This window comes from Nonomuraea muscovyensis, assembly GCF_014207745.1.
GTDB lineage: Bacteria > Actinomycetota > Actinomycetes > Streptosporangiales > Streptosporangiaceae > Nonomuraea > Nonomuraea muscovyensis.
This window is the reverse complement of record NZ_JACHJB010000001.1, coordinates 3030597-3052475: the sequence shown is the minus strand read 5'-3', so window position 1 is coordinate 3052475 and position 21879 is coordinate 3030597. Positions and strand designations below refer to the sequence as shown.

The 21879-nt window shown below is 67.0% G+C and carries 19 protein-coding genes and 1 tRNA gene; 8 read left to right on the top strand and 12 right to left on the bottom strand.

Features of this window, described 5'->3' with window-relative positions; genetic code table 11:
- Positions 1-28: 28 nt before the first annotated feature.
- From FHU36_RS14515 to FHU36_RS14500, 4 genes are all read right to left on the bottom strand, one after another.
- A complete protein-coding gene (locus tag FHU36_RS14515; protein ID WP_185084201.1) occupies positions 29-541 on the bottom strand; it encodes a TorD/DmsD family molecular chaperone in 513 nt (170 codons plus the stop codon).
- Positions 538-2979 (bottom strand): molybdopterin-containing oxidoreductase family protein, encoded by a 2442-nt coding sequence (locus FHU36_RS14510; RefSeq protein ID WP_376774145.1) that lies wholly within the window; start codon positions 2977-2979, stop codon positions 538-540. Before FHU36_RS14510 ends, FHU36_RS14515 begins: the two co-directional genes overlap by 4 nt.
- A 114-nt stretch (positions 2980-3093) precedes the next feature.
- Positions 3094-3951, bottom strand: a complete 858-nt coding sequence (nrfD, locus tag FHU36_RS14505) for an NrfD/PsrC family molybdoenzyme membrane anchor subunit (RefSeq protein ID WP_185084199.1) — start codon at positions 3949-3951, stop codon at positions 3094-3096.
- A complete protein-coding gene (locus tag FHU36_RS14500) occupies positions 3948-4565 on the bottom strand; it encodes a 4Fe-4S dicluster domain-containing protein (RefSeq protein ID WP_185084198.1) in 618 nt (205 codons plus the stop codon). The genes nrfD and FHU36_RS14500 overlap by 4 nt, the downstream gene beginning before the upstream one ends.
- Positions 4566-5018: 453 nt before the next feature.
- On the opposite strand from FHU36_RS14500, the gene FHU36_RS44380 reads away from it, so the two are divergent.
- The gene (locus tag FHU36_RS44380; protein ID WP_312891588.1) at positions 5019-5321 is read left to right on the top strand and encodes a tyrosine-type recombinase/integrase; all 303 of its coding nucleotides are present in this window, start codon (positions 5019-5021) and stop codon (positions 5319-5321) included.
- Between the two features lie 1113 nt (positions 5322-6434).
- Here FHU36_RS44380 and FHU36_RS14490 read toward each other — a convergent pair.
- Positions 6435-7133, bottom strand: a complete 699-nt coding sequence (locus tag FHU36_RS14490; RefSeq protein ID WP_246502042.1) for a hypothetical protein — start codon at positions 7131-7133, stop codon at positions 6435-6437.
- A gap of 389 nt (positions 7134-7522) precedes the next feature.
- On the opposite strand from FHU36_RS14490, the gene FHU36_RS14485 reads away from it, so the two are divergent.
- Entirely contained in the window at positions 7523-8248 is a 726-nt protein-coding gene (locus FHU36_RS14485; protein WP_185084197.1) for a dienelactone hydrolase family protein, read from the top strand.
- 557 nt (positions 8249-8805) lie between these two features.
- Here the strand turns inward: FHU36_RS14485 and FHU36_RS14480 are convergent.
- From FHU36_RS14480 to FHU36_RS14470, 3 genes are all read right to left on the bottom strand, one after another.
- Positions 8806-9384 (bottom strand): hypothetical protein, encoded by a 579-nt coding sequence (locus tag FHU36_RS14480; RefSeq protein WP_185084196.1) that lies wholly within the window; start codon positions 9382-9384, stop codon positions 8806-8808.
- Positions 9385-9726: 342 nt separating this feature from the next.
- A complete protein-coding gene (locus FHU36_RS14475) occupies positions 9727-10167 on the bottom strand; it encodes a hypothetical protein (protein WP_185084195.1) in 441 nt (146 codons plus the stop codon).
- 219 nt (positions 10168-10386) lie between these two features.
- On the bottom strand, positions 10387-11301 hold the full coding sequence (locus tag FHU36_RS14470; protein WP_185084194.1) for a LysR family transcriptional regulator: 915 nt from the start codon (positions 11299-11301) through the stop codon (positions 10387-10389).
- Positions 11302-12534: 1233 nt separating this feature from the next.
- Here FHU36_RS14470 and FHU36_RS14465 point away from each other — a divergent pair.
- Together FHU36_RS14465 and FHU36_RS14460 are read left to right on the top strand one after the other, a co-directional pair.
- Positions 12535-13341, top strand: a complete 807-nt coding sequence (locus FHU36_RS14465; RefSeq protein ID WP_185084193.1) for a hypothetical protein — start codon at positions 12535-12537, stop codon at positions 13339-13341.
- A 302-nt stretch (positions 13342-13643) separates the two neighbouring features.
- Complete coding sequence (locus tag FHU36_RS14460; RefSeq protein WP_185084192.1) at positions 13644-14087, top strand: hypothetical protein; 444 nt, start codon at positions 13644-13646, stop codon at positions 14085-14087.
- 68 nt (positions 14088-14155) lie between these two features.
- On the opposite strand, the gene FHU36_RS14455 is transcribed toward FHU36_RS14460, so the two are convergent.
- On the bottom strand, positions 14156-15514 hold the full coding sequence (locus FHU36_RS14455) for an IS256 family transposase (RefSeq protein ID WP_185084191.1): 1359 nt from the start codon (positions 15512-15514) through the stop codon (positions 14156-14158).
- A gap of 1213 nt (positions 15515-16727) precedes the next feature.
- Here FHU36_RS14455 and FHU36_RS14450 point away from each other — a divergent pair.
- Complete coding sequence (locus FHU36_RS14450) at positions 16728-17768, top strand: site-specific integrase (protein WP_221495882.1); 1041 nt, start codon at positions 16728-16730, stop codon at positions 17766-17768.
- Positions 17769-17843: 75 nt separating this feature from the next.
- On the opposite strand, the gene FHU36_RS14445 is transcribed toward FHU36_RS14450, so the two are convergent.
- Together FHU36_RS14445 and FHU36_RS14440 are read right to left on the bottom strand one after the other, a co-directional pair.
- Positions 17844-17919: transfer RNA gene (locus FHU36_RS14445), tRNA-Arg, on the bottom strand.
- Positions 17920-17976: 57 nt separating this feature from the next.
- Complete coding sequence (locus tag FHU36_RS14440) at positions 17977-18522, bottom strand: hypothetical protein (protein ID WP_185084190.1); 546 nt, start codon at positions 18520-18522, stop codon at positions 17977-17979.
- Between the two features lie 132 nt (positions 18523-18654).
- On the opposite strand from FHU36_RS14440, the gene FHU36_RS14435 reads away from it, so the two are divergent.
- A complete protein-coding gene (locus tag FHU36_RS14435) occupies positions 18655-19791 on the top strand; it encodes a sensor histidine kinase (RefSeq protein ID WP_185084189.1) in 1137 nt (378 codons plus the stop codon).
- 204 nt (positions 19792-19995) lie between these two features.
- On the top strand, positions 19996-20640 hold the full coding sequence (locus tag FHU36_RS14430; protein ID WP_185084822.1) for a response regulator: 645 nt from the start codon (positions 19996-19998) through the stop codon (positions 20638-20640).
- Positions 20641-21172: 532 nt separating this feature from the next.
- Here the strand turns inward: FHU36_RS14430 and FHU36_RS14425 are convergent.
- Positions 21173-21433: a hypothetical protein gene (locus FHU36_RS14425; protein ID WP_185084188.1), complete on the bottom strand. Its 261-nt coding sequence runs from the start codon at positions 21431-21433 to the stop codon at positions 21173-21175.
- 155 nt (positions 21434-21588) lie between these two features.
- Here FHU36_RS14425 and FHU36_RS14420 point away from each other — a divergent pair, with 155 nt between their 5' ends.
- A complete protein-coding gene (locus FHU36_RS14420; protein ID WP_185084187.1) occupies positions 21589-21879 on the top strand; it encodes a hypothetical protein in 291 nt (96 codons plus the stop codon).

Here is a 21879-nt window from a genome sequence, read left to right as displayed (position 1 = left end):
TGGGTCACCCGCACACCGAATGCCCAGCTCAAGCCAGGTACTCCGCCAGGAGATCCGCGATCAGCGTGTACGGCGGCAGCACGGCCGCCGCCTTCAGGCCCCGGAAATAGGCAGGCGCCCACGCCAGCAAATGGTCCTGCAACAGCTGTCGTGCAGCGCCATCGGCTGCGACGCCCAGGAGATGGTGCAGCAGAGCGAGACTGACGGCGAGATGGTCGTAGGCGAGCACGGGACATCCGGAAGGGATCACAGCGTCGAGCCGGTGTCTCTCCATGAAGTCCTGCAGCCGGCGCTCGGCCCGTCCCCCCACGACGGGCTCGCCCCGATGAACGGATTCATACGGCGGGCACGCCGGACGCGGGCCCACGAACAGTCGGCAGAACTCGACCGACAGGGATCGCAGGGCTTCCGGCTCCCCCAGCGCACGCGTCTGCGCGTCGAGGAGGCGACCCCCGTCCGGCGCGGCGAGCAGCGCCCGGTATAGCGGCCCGTCGATCTCCCTGCTGAGCAGGCGGGAGGCGAGGAGCAGCACGTCGCTCATCCGGTGCCCGTGACCTTGCGCACGCTGACGATCGTGTCGTGGTAGGCCTGCTGGCCCGAGACCGGATCAGGATAGATCGGCATGATGTCGTTCTGCGCCACGCTGAGGCTGCCTTCCCACCAGACTCGTTCGCGGTCCTTGTCCCGGCTCGGCGGGTGACCGGGCAGCGAGGTCCGATCCCGGCCGTTGGACGCGACCGGCCCTCCGGTCGTACGGCCGGCGTTGTGCGCGATCGCGATGACCGAAGGGTGCACCCCTTCGGTGACGTGGACACGCGTCCGCAGCGTGCCCAGCGGGGAGCCGTCTCCGCCGGGCACGTGCTCGTCCATCGGACGGTAGCCGGTGACCTCGATCCAGTCCCCTTCCTCCACTCCCAACCGCGCGGCTGTGGCGCTGTTCAGCCAGGCGGGGTTGGTGTGCGAGATCTCCTGAAGCCATTTGGACTGCAACGTGCGATGCGCGTTGTGGACGTTCCACTTGAAGCTGATCATGATCAACTTGCCCTCCGCCAGCCGTTCCCGCTGACCCGGGATCGGCTCGTAGATCGGGAGAGGGGAGATCGTCCTGTCGGCCTCGGCGCCCTTGTCCACGATGAAGCGGCTGTGCACCTCGACCTTCCGGGACGGCGTCGAGAAGCCGCGGCGCGCCACTCCCCCGATCCTGACGCCGACGGACTCCCCGCCCTTGGAGATGATCCCGGTCTTCTCATCGGTCTGGCTGCCCTTGAGCTCACCGGCGGTGAGGACCCGCTCGTACGGGACGTAGTTGGGGGCCTTGGCCGGGTCCTGCCACACTCCGTTCGCCCGCATGCGGGCGAACCCGCCGGGGACCGTACGGAAGTACTCCTCGAAGTACTCCTCCTGCGTGCGCCAGGGAAAGTAGCGCTCCATGCCACCGCCGATGCGGCGGGCGAGCTCAGGAAAGATCTCCCGCAGATCCTTCGACTCGCCCAGCGGGTCGACCACGGGCTGCCGCAGGCCGACATAGTCGACGAGTCCCTGCGGCGGCCGCGAGTCGATGTCCCAGCGTTCGAGATAGGTGGTCCAGGGCAGCACGATGTCGGCGAGGTTCCCCGTCTCCGAGACCATCACGTCGATGCACACGTGGAACGGCACGAGCTCCTCGTCGCTGAGCACCTCCCGCACCAGGCCGGCCTCGGGCCACGCCCACGCTTGGTCGCAGTTGTACGTCATCAGCGCGGAGATCGGCTGGCGGCGTTCCTTGATCCATCGATAGACGATCTCGCCCACCCGCATCTGCTTGCCCTCCCAGGCGTTCGCCAACGGCCAGTCCTTGGCTTCGGCGATCAGGCTTCGGGCAGTCGGCTTGGGCGGGATCGGCCCGGGTTCCGGCAACGCCTGCGTGTCCCAGGCGCTCAGTGGATGCCAGCACCAGCCCCCGACGTGTCCCATGTTCCCGACCAGCGCATTGAGGACGGTGATGGCCCGGTCGTTGTAGAAGCCGTTCCGGTGAGCGTGCGAGCCCCGATTGCAGATCGTGGTGCAGCGAGGGGCGGCCGCGGCGAACTCGCGTGCCACCCGCCGTATGGCCTCCGCCGGCACCCCGCTCTCCGCCTCGGCCATCTCCGGCGTGTACGGCCGGACGTGTGCGGCGTACTCATCGGCTGAGTAGTTCGTCCACGTGTCGAACCACGCCTTGTTCCACAACCGTTCCGAACAGATGACGTTGGACATGGCCAGGGCGATGAGTCCGTCGGTGCCGGGCTTCACGCAGAACCACTCGTCCGAGACGGCGGCCGTGTTGGACAGCCGCGCGTCGAAGGTGACGATCTTCGCATGGTTGCGCTCACGCGCACGCATCATCCGGATCGCGACGGGGATGTGTCCTTGGTGGGCCTCGGCCCAGTTGCAACCGAAGTTGAGCACGTAGCGGGTGTTCTCGAAGTCTCCGAGATCCCAGTCGGAGTCGCCGATGGTGGCGAGGATGGCGGCGCGACGGTTCAGCGAGCACAGAGCACGATGATTGAACGCCGACGGGGTGCCGAAAGCGTTGAGGAAGCGCCTGACGATGTCGGTCGAGCGATTGCGCCCCTGCTGGAAGGCGAATTCCTCAGGGCGACCGCTTTCCCTGATCGCGCGGAGTCTGTCCGCGATCTCGGTGTACGCCTCTTCCCAGGAGATACGCAGCCAGCGCCCTTCCCCGCGCCTGCCCGCGCGCTTGAGGGGGTAGAGCAGGCGGTTGGGATCGTACAGGACGGACGGCCCGGCCACGCCCTTGGCGCATACGGAGCCCTGGCTGTTCGGGTCGGCGGGATTGCCGTCGATGGTGAGAAGCCGGCCGTTCCGCACATGGGCGATGATGCCGCAGGCCGTGGTACACATCTGGCACATCGAGGGAACCCGATGCACGACACCGGTTGTCCCGGCTGGTGCGGACGGCACGGTGGTGGTGCGAGAGACGATCTCAATCGTTCCCATGCCGGCGACCGCGGCGCCCGCGAGAGTACCGATGCGCATGAGGTCTCGCCGGGTCAGCGTCCAGTTGGGACTGGCCGGGCTGTGCGGCTCGACTGGCATGGACTGTCTCCCTCATCAGTGGCCGACCGCGAAGAGGAGGTAGCGGGCTGTCGCCGCTCCGGCGAGCACGGCGACGGCACTCGCGACCAAGGCCGCCCGTTTGCCGGGGAACACGAGGAGTCCCACAGCGGGGACGGCGATGCCCGCGGTCACCACGACTCCCCAGAAGACGACCGCGAAGCCTCCGGTGAGCAGTTGCGACAGCAGGAGGCGATCGGACGGCCGTCCTGCCAGCGAGAGCACCTCGAACGCCAAGGAGATGCCGAATGCGCAGAGCAGGACGAGAAGCGCCTCGCGGGTCCTGTGGAGGAACCCGTTGAGGTCCTCGGACCGAACCCGTACCACGGACAACGCGATCAGCACCGCGGCCGCTCCCATGAGCAGTGCGGTGATGACGAAGATCAGCGCGGAGCCGCTGCTGTTCGCCAGCGGGGAACCCCAGGAGCGAGCCAGCAGGGCAGCGGGGTACACGGCCAGAGCGAAGCTCGTCAGGACGACAGTCCTGACGAGCACCACGCTGACCCGGTTCGCCCGCGCCGGCGATCGGCGTTCCAACGCGTAGATCACCACGGCGAGCAGGAACATCTTCACCGCGATGAGCTTGGCGCCCATCGCGATGGGGGAGGCGGGATTCTCGAACCTGGTGATCACGAGATAGAAGCGCTCGGGGCGGCCCAGATCGACGACGAGGACGACACTGATCACGACCAAGACCGCCATCGCCCCCCAGGCCCCATAGCGGTCGATGGAGGGCGCCGCCGAACCACCAGGGCGGTTCAGCCACCAGGTCACCAGAGTCAGACCACTGGACAAGCCGACGAGCACGACATAGGCGGCCAGCAACGGCCCCCAGGGCAGGTCCGAGCCCGTCATGCCCTCTCACCGGAGAGATCGGCTGACCGGTCCGCTTGAACCCCGGCATCCTCGATCAGGTTCAGGGCGTTCTTCGGGTCGACGTAGAGAACGCGAGGCCGGGTCTCCTGTTCCCCTTTCCACACCGTGGTGGAAGTGGCGGCGGCCTTCTTGGCGATCTCGCTGACCGGATCGTCAAGGTCACCGAATATCCGGCAATGGGTGGGACAGGCGTCGACGCACGCCGGCTGCCGCCCTTCGGCCGTCCGGTGATCGCAGAAGGTGCACTTCTGCGCGGCGCCCTTGTCGACGTCCACATAGATCGCCCCGTACGGGCAGGCGGCCATGCACGCCCGGTTGAGGTTGCAGTCGCCTTCCTCGATGGTGACCTCACCGCCATCGAGGCGTACTACCGCGCCGGTCGGGCACGCATTCAGGCATGGCGCGTCTTCGCAGTGGTTACAAAGAATCGGAATGAAATGACGGGTCACCTGCGGGTATGCGCCTTGCTCAACATATTTCACGGTGTCCCTGAATGAACCCAGAGGGACTTCGAATTCGGCCTTACAAGCCACCGAGCAGGCGTGGCATCCAATACAGGTGGTCAGGTCGATGAGCATGCCGAGACGAACCATGGAGCCTCCATATCTGCAACGGCCGCACACTGTGCGGGCCGGAGCCGATTGGGGGGAATAGATCGACAGCTCAGAGATTACGCCGCCCGTTTCATTAGTCAACCGGCGACGTAATCCCTCATGTTCGGCGCCTGGACAGCCTCGGGCCTCTCCAGCAGGCGGGTCACCACCATCAGCTGATTTCCTGGCTCGCCGATCCAGCGAACCTCTGTCACTCGCATGCTCTCCACCCGCGGTCCCCACAGTAGACAGCCCATCAAGCCTGTAACGGCTGCGCAGGACGATCCAGGGGGAAGGGCAGGGCGATCCCTGGGGACGATCTCGGGGCGATCCCGAGGACGGCACCTGATCGGGGTCCGCCCCGGTACGTCAAGCCCGATGCCTCCCCGCCCGGGCGGTCACCGTCGAGACGCACCGCGGCGAAGATCGCACCCCGCATCGCCGTGCCACCCCGTGGGGATTACGGGAGGCCGAGGGCGCTCCTGGACTTGTGCGGTCGGCTCGAAGCGCGGTGTCGGTGTTGCCATCAAGCGCTCCAACAAGGCCCACAAGGACGACCCGCTACCGCACGCCCGGCTCCACGACCTGCGCCACGTCCACGCCACCACGCTCCTCCTGGCCGGTGTTCCCGTTCACGTCGCCGCGGCCCGCCTCGGCCACGCCGATCCCTCGATCACGCTTCGCGTGTACGCCCACGTGATTCGCGCGGCGGAAGCCTCGGCGGCGGACATCTTCGCCCAGGCGATCGGTGAGTAGTGGGAGCCACCCGGGAGCCACGCTGTTAGCAAGGGTGTTAGCGAGATCTCGACCTTGTCCTGACAAACACAAAGGCCCGCTCCAGGTCTCCCCTGGTGGCTGGCCTTTCGCATGTGTGCGGCCGGAGGTACTCGAAACCCCAACCTTCTGATCCGTAGGGGAAGAGCGCACGCGGAAGATCACCAAAAGCATGGACAACACGGAGGCCGGCCTACTCAGTAAGATCCTGAAGTAGGACTCCTGGCGGTGGTGCCAAGGCCGAGAAGTCTCCAGCATCACCGCTGGCTGCGATAACCGAAGGTTCAGCCACTCCTCAGATGCGCGGGTACGGCGAACGTGGCCGTAGTCCTCGCTGGGAAGCGGTGCAACTCATCGACGGTTGCTTCTCCGGCGGCGGTATTCACTCTTCACCGCATGAAGTCGCCACCGCTGCTCCGCCTCCTCCTCACAGCAGGAGCACTCCACGCCGAATGTGATGCGGTCCAGAATGGCCAGTCCCTCCCTGGCGACGAAAGCTCTGACGAGCCATCCTTGACGTCTGGCGAGAGACCTCCAGCCTCTGCCATGGCGCGCAAAGAAGCGCTCGATCTCATCGTCGACGGTCTGCTGGTCAAGTTCCATGGTGGCCTTTCTCGGGGCCTGGGGGTCGTCGAGAGCGGCGAACTGGGCGCATTCTCCCCAGAGATCATGCCTGCCAGCGACAGGAAGGCTGGCTGGCGCCTGGAGTCCTGGCCGACCAGATCTACCTTGGCTCCGGAGCGTGGGGCCACATTGGGGACGGTCAGCCGTTGCCGACCGGCGACAGCCGGACGCCACCGGACACCGAAGGTTGATCCAAACGCAAAAAAGCCCAGGTCATCGCACTGATGACCTGGGCCTTTGCCTTGTGCGGCCGGAGGTACTCGAAACCCCAACCTTCTGATCCGTAGGGAAGGGCAGACGCCTCGTTCGCGCGCTGCTGCCCTGCTGAGGCGGTGGATAGAGGTCGAAGCCATGAGATCGCGTGAGGCGGGGTTGCTGTACGCGCTGCTGTACAGCACGCTGCCGACGCACCTCAGCGCTGCTGCCGCCCAGCTCGCGCAGGAAAAGAGTCACGTTGACCTTCCTGGTTTCTCAGCCGGCAACGGACGGATATCGGGCTGCCACAAGATCGTCGGCGAGGTCATCCAGGGAGAGGTCGGCGTTCAGCGCGGCGACCATCGTCTGCGTCAGCGGCCGAAGGGCATAGACGTGCCGCACCGCATCGAGATCCACGGGCACCTCGTAGTAGTCCTCCGCGAACCGCCGGAACGCCTCCGGAGACGGATCGACGAGCCGCGCGAACAGGTACGCCGCCCCATCGGGATCGCTGACGCCGTCCGGGTAGTCGATCTCACCCACCCGCCAACAGTCATCACCAACCGCGCGCCACAAGCAGGCGGTCACGACCGGCATGCTGTCCTCGTCACAGAACGCCGGCTCCCGCACACACTGGCGGAACACCTCAGGAACGGAGTCGAGCACCCCCGGCCACGGCCCGTCCTTGCCGTACGGGCTCATCACCGCCTCGTGGGCGAAGCCGCGGATGTACGCACCCGCCGCGGAGAAGACGATCGAGTATTCGTCCCCCGAGCCGTTGCTCATCGAGGCCATCTCCTCCCCAGGCCCCCAGCCGGCGTCGTAGGAGTGGTAGCGGCTGGACCAGTCCGGACTCAGGATGGCCTCCAGCACCGCCATGGACCGGCACAGATCACGAAGCACCGGGATATCAGGCAGCAGCCGGGCCACATCGTGAGCAGTCATGAGCCTCATCCAATCGGATGCCAGCGACATCCTCTGTGTCCTTCCGAACAGCAAGGAACTATGGCTATGAAGGTGGATCCGAGAGCCATGTGTCGGTCGGTTCGAGAGCCACTTGCTGATCAACTGCCTTGAGTGTTGGTGAAAACGAGAGCCGTGCCCGTGGGTCTGGGGCATGGCTCTCGTGACGCTGTGTGAGAGGTGGGCCGGAATATGCCAGAAACCTGCCGCGAGGGTCAGTCTCCAGCACCGTGGCCAGGGCAGATGATCCGATAACGCTGCCGCGAGAACGGGGTTTGTGACTGACCTTGTGAGCCATCGCCGCATATCAGAGGCACACCCGCGCTGTTCTGCCAGCGGTGAACTCTGCCAGCGGTGAACACCGGTCCGACCGGGCTCGACGATCACTACAGTCCAGTCTCATGACGACAGTGACAACGCGCACGGTCGAGTACCCGGCCGACGGCCTGACGATGATCGGGCACCTTGCGCTGCCCTCCGGCATCGGGAGCCGCCCCGCGGTGTTGCTCGGACCAGAGGGCCCAGGGCTCAGCGACGTCGAGCGCCGCCGAGCCGATGCGCTCGCCGAGCTGGGATACGTGGCGCTGGCCTTCGACCTCCACGGCGGGCGCTTGCTCACCGACCCCGAGGAGATGCTGGCCCGTTGCATGCCGCTGCTCGCCGACCCCGACCGGATGCGGGGCATCGGCCACGCGGCGCTCGACGTGCTGCGCGCCGAACCGCGGACCGACCCCGACCGGATCGCCGCCGTCGGCTACGGCACCGGGGGCGCCATCGGGCTGGAGCTCGGGCGCGACGGCGTCGACCTCCGCGCGATCGGGACAGTCAACGCACTGACCACGGGCCGACCGGGCGAGGCGGCGCGCATTCGCTGTCCGGTGTGGGCCGGGGTCGGGTCGGAAGACCCGATCATGCCGCCCGCGCAACGGGACGCGTTCACCGCCGAGATGCAGGCCGCGGGCGTCGACTGGCGCCTCGTGGTCTACGGCGGCGCCTTGCACGCCTTCCACCACCCGACGGTCGACCACGCCGTGGTCCCCGGCGTCGGCTACCACCCACGGCACGCGCAGCGAGCCTGGCGCGACGTCGTCGACCTGCTTGCCGAGTGCCTGCCCGTGACGGAGTGATCTGGTCAGTCCAAGCTCGGCCACCCGCTGACCCGCGCTTACCGGTCACCACGGCAGGTTTCTGGCGTATTCCGGTCCCACCCCTGTGAGTGTGGTCAGCTGACTTGTTCGGCTCCGGCTCGGGTTTGGGCAAGGCGGTAACGCTTCGGGGCATCTTGGCTGGTCAGATGAGGTGGTCAGGGGCGGTCGAACCGCCGACCTTCCGCTTTTCAGGCGTACCGATCACCCTGCTCCAGCGATCGAGACCACGGTCAGGTGCGTGTGGACGGTGGCGTCGATGCGTCGGCATGTGAGAACGTTGCTGTCAGTCTTGCTGTCACCTCAGCCATGGCCACCTGGTGCCAACCCGACAAAGCGGGCCACGGCGGATCCCGTCGATCAACTGGCACTTGCTCCACCGCGAGGATCGACCTGGTTCTCGCCCGCAGGCAGCAGCGCCCACTGCGCATCGGCGAGGTCGAACCATCGCGTCACCGCTGCTCGGGGCGAGCGGGACGATACATTCTCCAAGCGGATGGCTTGCCGCCAACCTGCTCACACGCATCGCGGTCACGCGATCACCATGAAGTGAACCTGGGCCAGTCGTAGTCGCAGTTCGAATACCCGAGCCGGTTCGCACGCCGCATGGCGGCGTCGTCGTAGATCTTGAACTTCTTGTACGCCGACCGGGCGTCATCCCATTCTCCACGCGCCATCAGGCGAATCATCTCCGACCACCACCAGTTCGCATCGGAAAAATCCGACCAGATCTTCCTGGTTTCATCGCCGAACGACGTGGAGAATGGGTCATCCGGCTGGCCGACCTTCTTCCATCGCGACAACATGCGCGCACGTAACCCACTCACCGCTTTGGGCCAAACAGTGGGACTTCTCGGGGAGTAATCTGCGAGCCCTTCCACTTTGACCGTGACGGAGTAGCAGGCGGTGTCGGCCAGGTGGATATAGTCCCACTTGCCTTTTTCCGGGTCTGAAGCAGATTGGTCTGGAGCGGTTGCGGCCGCCGTCGGCCTGCCGGCATCAGGCGATGTCTTCTTGTCGAAATCCTTGTAGTTCTGGTAACCAAGGAACGCCAGAATGGCCAACACCCCAGAGATCACACCAAGCGCCCCGCTCAAGCGCCCCTTTTTCATGTCCACGCCCCCATCGACCACTCATGGAATATTGGGCGTACATAGGCAGGTTCACGGAAACCACAAACTAGTCACACTCATACGCATGCCGACCTCGCCGGTCCAGACGCAGACCCGAACGGCCAAAGGACCATCTTCTACTGACACCTGGCCGACGGGATGGTCATCGAACCGAAACTGCGCGGGTGCCACCTCCGCAGGAGCAACACTACTGGCCGGTGGGACTCCCAGGCAGAGGCGGCAACCACACAGTTTCGATTCAGTGACACATCATGCGCTTCCGGCTTTGCAACCAGCCGAGTTCCCCCGTCCGGATGACATTGCGTCGAAGTGCTGAGCTGGTACGGCCTAAGGCTCCAGCGGTTTTTCGATCACGTAACCCTCAATGCGGATCAGGACGTATCCAGCACTGCGGGCGGCGTCAATGGTGCGGGGCGTCGCGGCGAGGACGTTGTCCTGACGGGCCGCGCTCCAGAACTGATAGAGCGGGATCGTGCCCGGCACCTGGCTGGTGTAGACGTAGCCCCCGGTGTCGACGTGGACGTAGCCGGCGCTGTACGCCGAGGCGATACCCTCCGCCGTCGCGAAGCTGGCGTTGTCCTGCCGCGCCTGGTTCCAGAACAGTTCGAGGCGCGCGGTTCCCGGGCTGGGCGGGGACTGTAGGAGCCACCCTTCGCGGCGAACGTAGCCGTACCCCGCGGCAGCGGCCATCTCTTCCTGACGAAGGTCTCCGGTGGTCACGTTGTCCAGGCGCTGTGCGTTCCACCAGGTGTTCAGCGGGTAGAACACTTCCGCCGACGCCGATGCCGATGCCGACGGTGTCGTTCCCGCGAGAGTGACTACTACGGCACACATCAGGACGGCTAGGCGGCGCAACCTCAGGCGCACGCATCCACCAGCAGTGCTCACGGACGGACCTCCAAGTCGCGATGGTCGAGACCTAGTCGGTCTCCTCACCCGAGGATCGCCGCCGGTCGGCTCGCCGTCCAAGACGTCTCGCCGATCCTGCTATCGGCGCCACCTATCCGCGTCGACGACCTCGGCGCCGATCTGAGCCGCCAGCTCGCAGAAGGTCTCCGTCAGCGCCCGTCGGTCATCGCGCCGGCGGGCCGCATACGTCGTACTGAGGTGGCCACCACGCAACTCCACCGCCTTGAACCGGGCCACCATCACGCCCCGTACGGCTTCGATCGGCGCGGGAACCACCACACCGTGGAGGCCGGCCGACAGCACCATGTCGGCGGCTGTGGCCGCGTCGTGGCCCAGCAGCCGCGGGTACTCGTCGTTGCGTTCCTTGTAGTACAGCCAGAACGCCCTGCTTCGCTCCGACAGTTCCCGGGAGATCCTGGGCAGGGGCTCGGCGAGGAAGTCGCGCAAGTCAACCGCATCGGCGTCCCAGAACGGGTGACCCATCGGTGTCAGCAGGGCGGACGGCTCGCCGGCCACGACCGGCAGGCAGACCAGACGGTCAAGATCCATCGGCCCCCGCAGCAGCGCGACGTCCACCTGTCCGTCGATCAACGGCTGTTCGTAGGTCGGAAAGCCCAGCTCGTGCATGCGGATCTGCACCTGTGGGAATGCCGCGGTGAACGCGCTGACGACGGGAACGTGCACCGACTCAGGGAGCGGGCCCGCGACGCCGATCCACAGTGTCGACATCGTCGACGCCGCCCGGCGCGTGTCGGCGATCGAATCCTCCACGGCAGCGAACACCCGCTTCGCGCGGTCGTAGAACACCTCCCCCGCCACAGTCACCCGTGTGCCGTCACGTTCACGCCGGAACAACGTGACTCCGAGCTCTCGTTCCAGGTCCCGGATCTGCTGACTCAACGTCGGCTGTGAAACGAACAGGCGTTCGGCGGCTTGGGTGAAACTCCCGTATTCGGCGACCGCCATAAAGTACCGGAAATGCCGTAGCTCCACAGTTCCGCCTCCCACCCGATCCGGACGGTTCCTGACGCGCTGCCGCTCCTACCGGCGAACCTCCCCGACATTTCTTCAGCACACCACCCTTTCGCGGTTCCAGGGGCAGCCAAGTGAGGACATCCTCCCCTGGAGGCTCAGGCCACGGCGAGGTAATAGCCTAAGTGTCCGTTTCTGGGAGTGTTTGTTCCGGGCTGCAGGAGGGGCCTGGAGACCTGGAGACACGTTCCAGGACGAGAACAGGCACGACCTTCGAGATCATGAGGTTCTCGACGCCTAATGATCACCAGAGAAGACCGTGCCTGTCCCCTCATCATCGCCGATCAGTGCTGCTCTTGCCCACTGACCGAGCACGGGACGGTGACCGCCTCCGCCGCCGACTGCCTCAGTCTGCTGGAATGCTTTCAACGCCTTCCCGACCCTCGTGATCCGCGGGGCGTCCGCCATGCGCTGGCGTCGTTACCGGCCAGTGCTGCGGCCGCCGTGCTGCATCGCTACAGACCTGTTAGACCGCTCTTAATGGGCCGCACAGACGCAGCCTTACGGCCACATCCCACGACCTACGTGGCCAAGGGATCACATAGTGTGCCCCTCCCGGCGCGAGGTGAAAGGCCAGCCGCTCAACGACCTGCGACTCCGCGGAGTGCGACGTCTCACGCAGCAACTCGATCATCGTGGCGGTGTCGACGGCACGAACCGTCCGTAGCGCCTTGGGCAGCTCTGTACCGTGCTGCGAATCTTTCGCCACAGGCCAAGGAAGAAATCAACCCTGCAGCGGAGGCGGCGACGTTGCTGTCACAGACGCGAAAACGCCCCGGAGCGGTCTTCGCTTCGGGGCATCTTGGCTGGTCGTGTGAGGTGGTCAGGGGCGGTCGAACCGCCGACCTTCCGCTTTTCAGGCGGAACAACCACCCTGCTCCAGTGATCAAGACCATGGTCAGGTGCGGACGGTGGCGTGGATGGGTCGACGTGTGGGGACGTTGCTGTCAGCGCTGCTGTCACCTCTCCCACGGCCATCGGGAGGCGGCGGAGAAGGGCCGCTGCAGCAATCGCCACGGCCCTCGACTACGGGAACCGAGGCCGGCGATCGTCAGGGCCTCACCGGTGATTGGTCGACAGACAGGTCATCCGTCGCCGATAACCTCTTCATGAACCTGGGCCAGGTGCTGGACTGAAACGTCCGTTGCCAGGCATCAGAGTGCGCCGGCGGCTGAATCATGGGGAGTTTGTGGCATGGACTCGGTAACGCTGCACACGGCGGCACGACGGTACCTGATGGAGCGGTACGACGAGCTGACCGACAAGTACGCCGCACTGCCCAACGAGGGACGGTCCGCATTCGGGTACAAGTACCGTCCCGAAGCCTGGCGCATCTTCCCCCGCTACAACGTGATCGCAGCGATCCTGGAACACGTGGAGCGGCTCGATCCAGACCGGCTGCCCGAGTTCTCCGACCTCGTCGACGCCCTATCCGAGGCTGCCGACACGGCCCAGTCGCCGTTCACACAACCGGCATCGAACAAGACCGAGGCAAAGGCGATGGCTGAGGAACGCCGGCTGTTTCAGTCGACCTTGCAAGCCTGGGTAGCGCGGGCCGACTTTCCGGTGGAACCGCTGCCCTACCGGCGCGTGTTGATGCCCGCCGAGTCGTTCGAACGACAGAAACAGTTGGAGCAGCGGTGGGGGCTGGTGGGCAGGTCGTGGTACCCCATGCTCGCCGAGCCGAATCCACCCGACGTCCTCGTGCTGACGGAGGTATCGATGTGGGACGAGCAGGGACTCGCCCAGGTGCGCGCCGCAGTACGCGACATGAGCGGCGGCCGCGTGACAGAACTGCGCGAGTACGGCGCGGACTACCTCGTAGATGTAGAGATGTTAGAACCCCAGTACACCGGCGCTGAGGGCGTGTGGAGCGATGACACGCTTACCTGGATCGCGTTCGCCTCCCACGAGGGAACGGTCGCCTTCGGCGGACAACTCGCCACCGCCCTCGAAGCAAAGTGGACCGAGCTCGACCGGTGGCGCTGGTCACCTAATTGAGTCATCGCACGATGGCCGAGACCTCGATTGTGGTGCGCTTCTCGGTACGAGCCGTGCATGGCAGCCCAAACTGCAACCCCCGAAACACGCTCCTGAGAGCCGACGGTTTTACAGCGGGCTGACGGTTCGGACGCTGAGTGCTCTACGACCTGCACTTCTGATCGACCGCGGCACTGACCGTCCGCAGTTCATCCCGCGCATATCCCGGATCTTGAGTCTCGGCCCTGTTTTGGTGTCCCAAGGACGTTCGTGACCGTCCGAACTTGGCGAAGCATCTTAAACTCAAGACATAAGGTATCTCCGTGAATGTGATCGAGTTCCGCGTAGGGCCGGTCGCCCCCAGCGTCTATCCGCGCATGGACATCCTGGTCGACGGCATCAATCTCATCGAACTCGCGCGCGTCGTCGAACTACCGCTGGCCTCCAGCCCAAGCATCGCGGGGGCCTATGCGGGACTACTGGAGCGGGACTTGATCTGCTGGCCGAGCACCCATTTCCTCGGGGCACCCCGTCTCCAGTGGTTTTCCGAAGGAGAGACGGTGCTGCTGGGCTGCGAATGCGGCGACTGGGGATGCTGGCCGTTGACCGCGCAGGTCGAGGTAACCGAGCAGACCGTCACTTGGTCTGGGTTTCGTAACGGCCACCGTCCCAACTGGGATCTCAGGGCGCTGGGTCCTTTTGTCTTCGACAGGCAGCAGTACGAGACGGCTCTCCGCAGAACCGCCGCCTCCCCAAAGCTGTATTGACCGCAAGCTCGGTCGCGTCCTCGGAGCGGTGTAAATGGCTCGACGAGGTAGGTGCCGTGGGTTGGATCTTAGGCGGCCTCGGTGACGGGTGCCAAGGCTGGGTCGTCGGACGGGTGGAGCTGTGTGGGCGGCTGCAGCAGGGCTCGGCGGAGGTCATGCAGGATGCGCAGGCCCGTGCTGGTCATGGTGAAGCCGCGCCAGCCGCGTGCGGCTCGGTCGAGTACGGCCCACACGAGTGAGACGCAGCTGGTTTCGCCGGGGAGGCGGCCGATGACCTTGACGCGGTGGCGGGTCTCACCGAAGGTGCGCTCGATGAAGTTGGAGTGCCGCACGCGCTTGTGGTGCTCGAGCGGGAAGCGCAGGTAGGTGGTAAGGCTCTGCCGGTCGGTGAGCAGGCATTTGACCGCCGCTGGATACCGGCCGCCCCAGACCTTGGCGAAGGCGTCGATGCGCCGCTGTACCCAGTCGACGAGCTGCTGGCCGGGCTTGATGTCGTCGCCGAGCTCGGTGAGGTCGAAGATCTGCCAGTAGGCGGCCTTCACCTCGGACTGGTCGCCGGCGCTGACCTTCGCCAGCACATTGCGGGCGCGATGAACGAGACACCTTTGGCGCAGCGAGGGTGCGAGGACCTGCTCGGCGGCGCTGATCAGGCCGGGTGCGCCGTCGGAGACGATCAGCAGTGGCGGGCGCAGGCCGCGGCCGGCCAGGTCGGTCAGGAAGTCGTGCCAGGCGTCGGTGGACTCGGATCCGGCGGCGGCCAGGCCGACGAAGACGGGCTTGCCTGCGGTGGTGATGCCCCAGGCGGCCAGGATCGGCTCGGCCCGCTGCCCGTCGTGCATCTTGAAGTGCGAGGCGTCCAGGAACAGATAGTCCAGCTCCACCTCGGACAGGTCGCGGCGGCACCAGGCGTCGTACTCGGCGACGATGGCCTGGCAGATGGTCGAGACCGTGGACTTGGACAGGGCGGCCTCGGGGCCGAGCGCGTCGGCCAGCGCGCCCTCGACGTCACGCACGCTCAGCCCGCGCACGAAGGAGGCGATCACCAGCGTCTCCAGCGCGTGGGTGCGGGTGACGCCGGTGCCGAACAGGCGGGAGGCGCACTTCTCGGTGGTGCCGCGCAGCTTCGGGCGGGCGATGGTGATCGGCCCGCTGGTGGTCTTGACGGTGGTCGGGCAGTGCCCGTTGCGATGGCCGGGCCGCACCGTGCTCTCCTTCGAGCTGGTGGCGTCAGCGGTGACGGCGGTGGCGCGCTGGTAGCGGGCGCGGCCGAGGAAGGCATCGACCTCGGCTTCGACGGCGGTCTGGATGATCAGGCGGGCGCCGAGCCGGGCGACGTCCTCGATGACCTCGACCAGATCACGGTCAGAGGCGAACAGGGCGTCGATCTCGGCGCGGATGGCCTGAACGGGCGGTAGTGTGCGTGCCACGAGCGTAGGTCCTTGCGTAGTGCGAACTTTGGTCGGTTCAGCACGGCAACCTACGCTCGTTCACTTTTACACCGCATCTCGGACGCGACCGAGCGCAAGCTCACCGTGTAGCTCTCACACGCTGGAGCGCCCCTCGGCATGGAGCTGGACCGTAACAACCCTGCTCGGTGAGCCGTGCTGAGGAACGAAGCACGGATCGACGATCGCCCCCAGCAATCTACGGCGGCCGGCCAGGCAGTGGCGATCGTAGGGCTGAATCTGTGCGGCGGCGGGGCAACCCCCGGTCGGGGCGTTCGGTTGGTACGGCGGGGCCGGTGTGCAGTGCCCGGCCCGGCATCCCGCCGCCGTCCGGGACCGGCCCCCAGGCCGCACGCCGGACGGCGGGCGGGCGGAGGGCCGGGGGCACGGCGGCGCGCCGCGCCGCCGCTTGATCTCCTATGAGTACAACTCGGCAAGCTTGAGCTGTGGCGTCTTCAGCGATCGGGTGCTGAGACATCAGGTCCAGCCGGTCGAGGGTTCGGCCGTGATCCGCCTTTCGACGTTCTAGCAGTTCGCCGTATTGCTGATAGCGCGTGGGCGGTGCTGGCCGCGACCGGCCGAAGAGCCGCAGCGCGGCCAGCGACCGCCCGACGCGCGGCAGGCCGCCGGAGGCGGGCTGCCCTTGAAGACGTAGAGAAACTTCTCATCCGTGGAACGGCAGACCAAATGATCTTGACGGGATGCTTGACCGCATAGCGTCTGAGCTGCGGATACTGCTATCGGACATGCCCGTCGAGCAGGGCCTGCCATGTGGCGTGTCCCTCTCGGGTGCTCATGCGATGAGTCTCAACAGCCTTCTCCCCCGGCGAATCGGTGCGGCGGAGAAAGGTCTGGCCACCTGCTGCGCAGAGCTCGTAGACGACATCAGCGCAATGGCAGGTCCAGGCGAGCGTTCTGCGCGGCTCGTTGCGAGCGGTGAGCCAGACCAGGCGGGAGCAGTTTCGCTCTGGTTCTGGGACGTGGGGCGACAGACAGTCAATCATGTGACTGGGCCGACGGGGGCGAGGGAGATGAGTGCCCAGACGGTGCGGCCGGCTACGTCTGGGTCACCACACCCGAGGGCAAGAAGACCCGCAAGTGGGCCTACGGCAAGACCCGCGAGGAGACCCACGACAAGTGGCTCAAGCTCCACGAGCTCGCGCGCAAGGGACCTGTGGCCACCAGGCATGAAACGGTGGCCGCCTTCGTGAAGCGCTGGCTCGCCGAAGTCATCGAGCCCAACCGCGAGCCCACGACTTACGTGGCGTACGAGCCGCTCGTCCGGCTCTACATCGTCCCCGGCCTGGGCAAGAAGCGCCTGGACAAGCTGACCGTCCGCGACGTACAAGCCTGGCTGAACACCCTGCCCACCCTCTGCACCTGCTGCGATCAGAAGAAGGACCACAAGCGGCCCGAACACAAGCGGCGGTGCTGCTCGCTCGGCAAGTGCTGCAAGGGCTACCCGTCCCGCAGCACCATCGCGGGCATCCGCCGCGTCCTGCGGTCCGCGCTTGGTCACGCCCTGCGGGAGGAACTGATCTCGAAGAACGTCGCATCGCTGACCACGCTGCCAAGCCCCAGCACGACCAAGAAGAAGCGCCAGCACGCGGTGTGGACGGTCGACGAGGCCCGCACGTTCCTCGTACACCTTCGGGAGGTTGATGACCCGCTCTACGCGGCGTACGTGCTCATTCTCGTCCTGGGCCTGCGCCGCGGGGAAGTCCTCGGCCTGGCCTGGGACTGCGTGGACCTGGGCGGCGAACAACTCTGGATCTCCCGCCAGCTCACCAGGCTCGGTGGCCGGCTTCTCCACCGTGAGACGACCAAGACAGACGACTCGACGGCCTCCCTCCCCTTGTTCGGCCTCTGCGTCTCCGCACTCCGACACCGCCAACGTGTCCAGGAGGAGGCACGGCAGGCGGCCGGAGACAGATGGAAGCCCTCAGACCTGACGTTCACCACCCGGACCGGCACACCGATCGAACCGCGCAACTTCAACCGCGCCTTCGAAACCCACTGCCGCAACGCGGGCGTCCCGCACATCCGCGTCCACGACACCCGCCACACCTGCGCCTCGCTCCTGGCCGCCCTCGACGTCCACCCGCGCGTGGCGATGCGCATCCTGCGGCGCTCTCAGATCTCGATGACCATGGACGTCTACACACAGATCCCAAGCCCCGAAACCCGTAAGGCTCTCGACCGGCTCAACCAAAGCCTTGACGGCTCCGGGAGCTGAGGACGTTGCTGTAAACCGCTGCTGTACGAGATCGAAAAAGGCCCTCCGGGATCATCCCGAAGGGCCTTTGAGCTGTGGTGCGGCCGGAGGTACTCGAAACCCCAACCTTCTGATCCGTAGTCAGATGCTCTATCCATTGAGCTACGGCCGCTCGCTGCGTAAGCAAGCATAGCGGGTCTTCGGCGGTGCCTCGAACCAGATTTGGCAATCATGACCGTACGGTGTCCGGCTTGCGGGGCCAGAGGGTGTAGCTGACCGGCCAGATCAGGGCGATCAGGGGGATTTTGAGGAGGCCGTACATGAAGGTGAACAGGGGTTCGGTGCGGGCGGGGTCGTCCACGAGCCAGGTGAGGCCGAAGACGATGAACCAGGCGAGGGCGTAGGCGAGGGCGATGCGGAGCCAGAAGGCCCATTCGTAGCGGGCGCGGGCCATGCCGGCCGCCGGCGGGTGCGGGGGTGGGGGGCCGCCGGCGAAGCGCTGACGGAACTTGGCGTCGGCCCAGCGGAGGGTGCGGTGGCCGAAGACGACGCTGTAGGCGAGGTAGGCGGCGGCGAGGCCGTGCCTGAGGTCGGCGGTGGCGCCGCCGCGCATGTCGATCACCGCGGCGGCCAGGAGGATGACGTCGAGCAGCGGCACGCTGAGGAGGAGGACCGTGCTCAGCGTGCGGCGGTTCCACAGGTAGCGGGAGGCGAGGCCCAGCCCCAGGAGGACCCAGAAGCCGACCTCGCAGCCGATCAGGATGGCGACAATCACTGATTCATCGTCTCGGGACGGGACGTTCCGTACATCGTCGGCGGAAACGATCCTGTGGATACATCGAACGGTGTATCCACAGGCGGTCGGGCGGAGGAGGGTGGGGCTCGCGGGCGATGGTGGGATGGGGGTATGAGACGCGCGGCGCACTGGGCGGGGCTGGTCTTCGTCGTCGGGGTGCTCCTGATCATGGGGGGTGCTTATACGCGGCGGGGTGTGCCCGAGTGGGTGCTGGTGGTGCCGTTGGCCCTGACATGCGCCGGAGTGCTCGTCCGGTATCGGGCGCCGCTGGTGTCGCTGGGGCTCGGCGTGGTGGGCATCTCGCTGGATCTGGTGGTGGGGCCGTCGTTGCCGACCGTTCTGGTGTTCACGGACAACGCGTACGCGGCCGCGTTGTACGGGCCGGCGAGGTTCTCGCGGTGGCTGCTGGGTGGGGCCAGCGTGCTAGCGGTGCTGGCCGGGGCCGTCGCGGGGTTCCTGGCCAGGGACTGGAAGGTCTTGCCGATCTTCGCCGTTCAGGCGGCGTTGGTGCTGGTGACCCCGGTGACGACGGCGATGGTGCTGCGGCAGCAGCGGGATCAGGCGGCGGCCGAACGGGCCAGGGCCGAGCAGGTGGCCCGCCTGGCGGAGCTCGACCGGCAGGCGGCTATCGCGGCCGAGCGGCGGCGGATGGCGCGCGAGCTGCACGACATGATCGCCAACCATTTCAGTGCCATCGCCATCCAGTCCACAGCCGCTCTCTCCCGCAGGGATCTCGACGAGCGGACGGTTCGGCGGGTCATGCAGTCCGTACGGGAGAACAGCGTGCAGGGCATGGCCGAGATGCGGTCGATGATCGGTCTCCTGCGGCAGGAGGGCGACGACACCGCCGATGCCATGCGGCCACGGCTGGCCGACTCGGAGAGTCTGGCCCAACGGGCGCACGAGGCAGGGCTGGCGACGACGATGCGGGTCGAGGGAGAGGTGCGGGAGTTGCCGGCGCCGGTCGATCTGGCGGGGTATCGGATTCTCCAGGAGGCGCTGACGAACGCTCTCAAACATGGGCAGGAGGCCGCGACCGTCGTCATCGAGTACGCGCCGGAGCGGGTGTCGGTGGCGGTCGACAATCCGGTGAACGGGCGTAGGGCCCGGCTGGACGGGGCGGGGGCCGGGTTGATCGGAATGCGCGAACGGGCCGCGCTGGTGGGCGGGTCGTTCGAGGCGGGGCCCGTGGACGGGGGTGGGTGGCGGGTGAAGGCCGTCCTGCCCACGGGAGGCGGGGAGGGGTGACTGCCGGTGATCGGTGACGGCCGACGTCCGGGGTCGGGGGCCGAGCCGGGTGGCCGGGGTCGTGGGGCGCCTGTGGCCTCGGGTTGAGCTGAGCGGCCGGGGTTGCGGAACGGCTGGGGTTGCGGGGCGGCCGGGGTTGCGGGGGGACGGGGTCGTGGTGCGGGGGTTGGGCGGCGAGGTTCGGCAGAGTTCGGAGGCAGGGTGATGATTCGGGTGCTGGTGGCTGATGATCACGCGGCGGTGCGGGCCGGGATCGTGATGATCCTGGACGGGGCCGACGACATCGAGGTGGTCGGGGAGGCGGCCGACGGCGAGCAGGCGGTGGCGCTGGCTCGGGAGACGCGGCCTGATGTGGTGTTGATGGACGTACGGATGCCGCGGCTTGACGGGATCGCCGCCACCCGGGAACTGGCCGGGGTGGCGGATGTGCTGATCTTGACGACGTTCGATGTGGACGAGTACGTGTTCGGGGCGCTGCGGGCGGGGGCGGCCGGATTCCTGTTGAAGAACACCGATGCCGATGCGCTGGTGGAGGCGGTCCGGGTCGTCGCCAGGGGCGATGGGTTGATCTCGCCTGCGGTGACCCGGCGGCTGATCTCCGCGTTCGCCGAGCAGCCTTTGCGGCGGGAGCCGCCGGGGGCGGGGGCCGCCGGGCTGACGCCGCGCGAGCGGGAGGTGCTGGCCTGTGTCGGGCGGGGGCTGTCGAACGCGGAGATCGCCAAGGAGCTCGACATGGCGGAGGCGACCACCAAGACACATGTGAGCCGGGTGCTGAACAAGCTGGGGTTGAAGAGTCGCGTGCAGGCGGCGATCTACTACTCGGATCACTACTCGACGGATGGGGAGTAGGGCGTTCGTGGCTGAGGGGCTGAGGGGCTGAGGGTGGGAGTGGTCGGGTGGATGGCCGGTTTGCTGGGTCGCCTGTTCCCGTCGGCTCCTTGGCTGCGGATGGCGGGCGCACCGGGGCAAGCGGGGGTGGGCGAACCAGCCGCCTCCGGCACCGCCAGATCGGGGTCCGCGTGGCGCGGTCGTCGGGCCCCGCCGGGTGGGAAGGGATCGGCCGGCTGGGGCTTGTGAACGGGTGGACCGGGTCTTGGGTGGTGTGGCGGGGGTCTGGTCCCTGCCGGCGTGGCCGGGCCGGGAGGGTGAGGGAGGAATCGGTACATACAAATCCGGGCGATTGCCCCTACTCTGGCTGGGGATTGGGGGGGTCGGGTGATGAACACACCGCCACCGGAGTCACCGGAAGGTAGTGACGAGGCCGCTGGGCAGGGCCGGGCGTCGTCGGGGCAGGGCGAGGCGGCTGAGGGGCCGGCGCACGGGTCGGGCGGCCGGTCGGGGGGTGGGCCGCAGGTGGCGAGTGAACCGGCGCCTTCTGGTGCTACGCCTTTTCCTGGCAGCGCACCTCCTCCTGGTAGTCCTCGTCCTGACAGCGCGCCTCCTCCTGGCAGTCCTCCTCCTGGTAGCGCACCGCCGCCCACTGGGCCGCCGCTTTCCGGCGGACCGCCTCCTCCGACCGGGGCGTCTCCGTCGACCGGGGCGTCTCCGTCCGGTGGGTTGCCGCCAGGTGGGCCGCCGCCTCACGGTGGGCCTCCTCACAGCGGGCCGCCACACGGTGGGCCAGCCCATGGTGGGCCGCCACACGGTGGGCCACCCCATGGCGGGCCGCCCCATGGCGGGCCGCCCTATGGTGGGCCGCCCTATGGTGGGCCGCCCTATGGTGGGGCGCCGGGTGGGGTCCCTGGGGGGTGGCAGCCGCCGCCGCCTCCCCCGTCGAGCGGGTCCGCGGGAATCACCGTGGCGCTGGCGTTCGTCGGCGTGACCGTCTACAGCGTCCTCAACATCGTCCTCGGCTTCGTGGTGCTGGTCATGGCCACGAGCAACAGCAACGACACCATCAACACCGGAATACTGGTGGCGGGCGCCCTGGTGCTGGCGTTGGTCGGGCTGGGGGCTGGAGCCGGGTTGCTGTTCGTGCGGCGGCCGTGGGCGACCGGGCTGGGGCTCGGGCTGATGCTGGGGTGGGCGCTGTGGTCCATCGTGTCGGCCGGGTACTGCACGGGCCTCAATCCGACGATGTACGGCTGA

Bases quoted from the DNA above. Each gene is read 5' to 3' on its own strand.
- FHU36_RS14515 (WP_185084201.1), bottom strand. From the start codon at position 541: ATGAGCGACGTGCTGCTCCTCGCCTCCCGCCTGCTCAGCAGGGAGATC.
- FHU36_RS14510 (WP_376774145.1), bottom strand. From the start codon at position 2,979: ATGGGAACGATTGAGATCGTCTCTCGCACCACCACCGTGCCGTCCGCA.
- nrfD (WP_185084199.1), bottom strand. From the start codon at position 3,951: ATGACGGGCTCGGACCTGCCCTGGGGGCCGTTGCTGGCCGCCTATGTC.
- FHU36_RS14500 (WP_185084198.1), bottom strand. From the start codon at position 4,565: ATGGTTCGTCTCGGCATGCTCATCGACCTGACCACCTGTATTGGATGC.
- FHU36_RS14490 (WP_246502042.1), bottom strand. From the start codon at position 7,133: ATGTCGCTGGCATCCGATTGGATGAGGCTCATGACTGCTCACGATGTG.
- FHU36_RS14485 (WP_185084197.1), top strand. From the start codon at position 7,523: ATGACGACAGTGACAACGCGCACGGTCGAGTACCCGGCCGACGGCCTG.
- FHU36_RS14465 (WP_185084193.1), top strand. From the start codon at position 12,535: ATGGACTCGGTAACGCTGCACACGGCGGCACGACGGTACCTGATGGAG.
- FHU36_RS14435 (WP_185084189.1), top strand. From the start codon at position 18,655: ATGAGACGCGCGGCGCACTGGGCGGGGCTGGTCTTCGTCGTCGGGGTG.
- FHU36_RS14430 (WP_185084822.1), top strand. From the start codon at position 19,996: ATGATTCGGGTGCTGGTGGCTGATGATCACGCGGCGGTGCGGGCCGGG.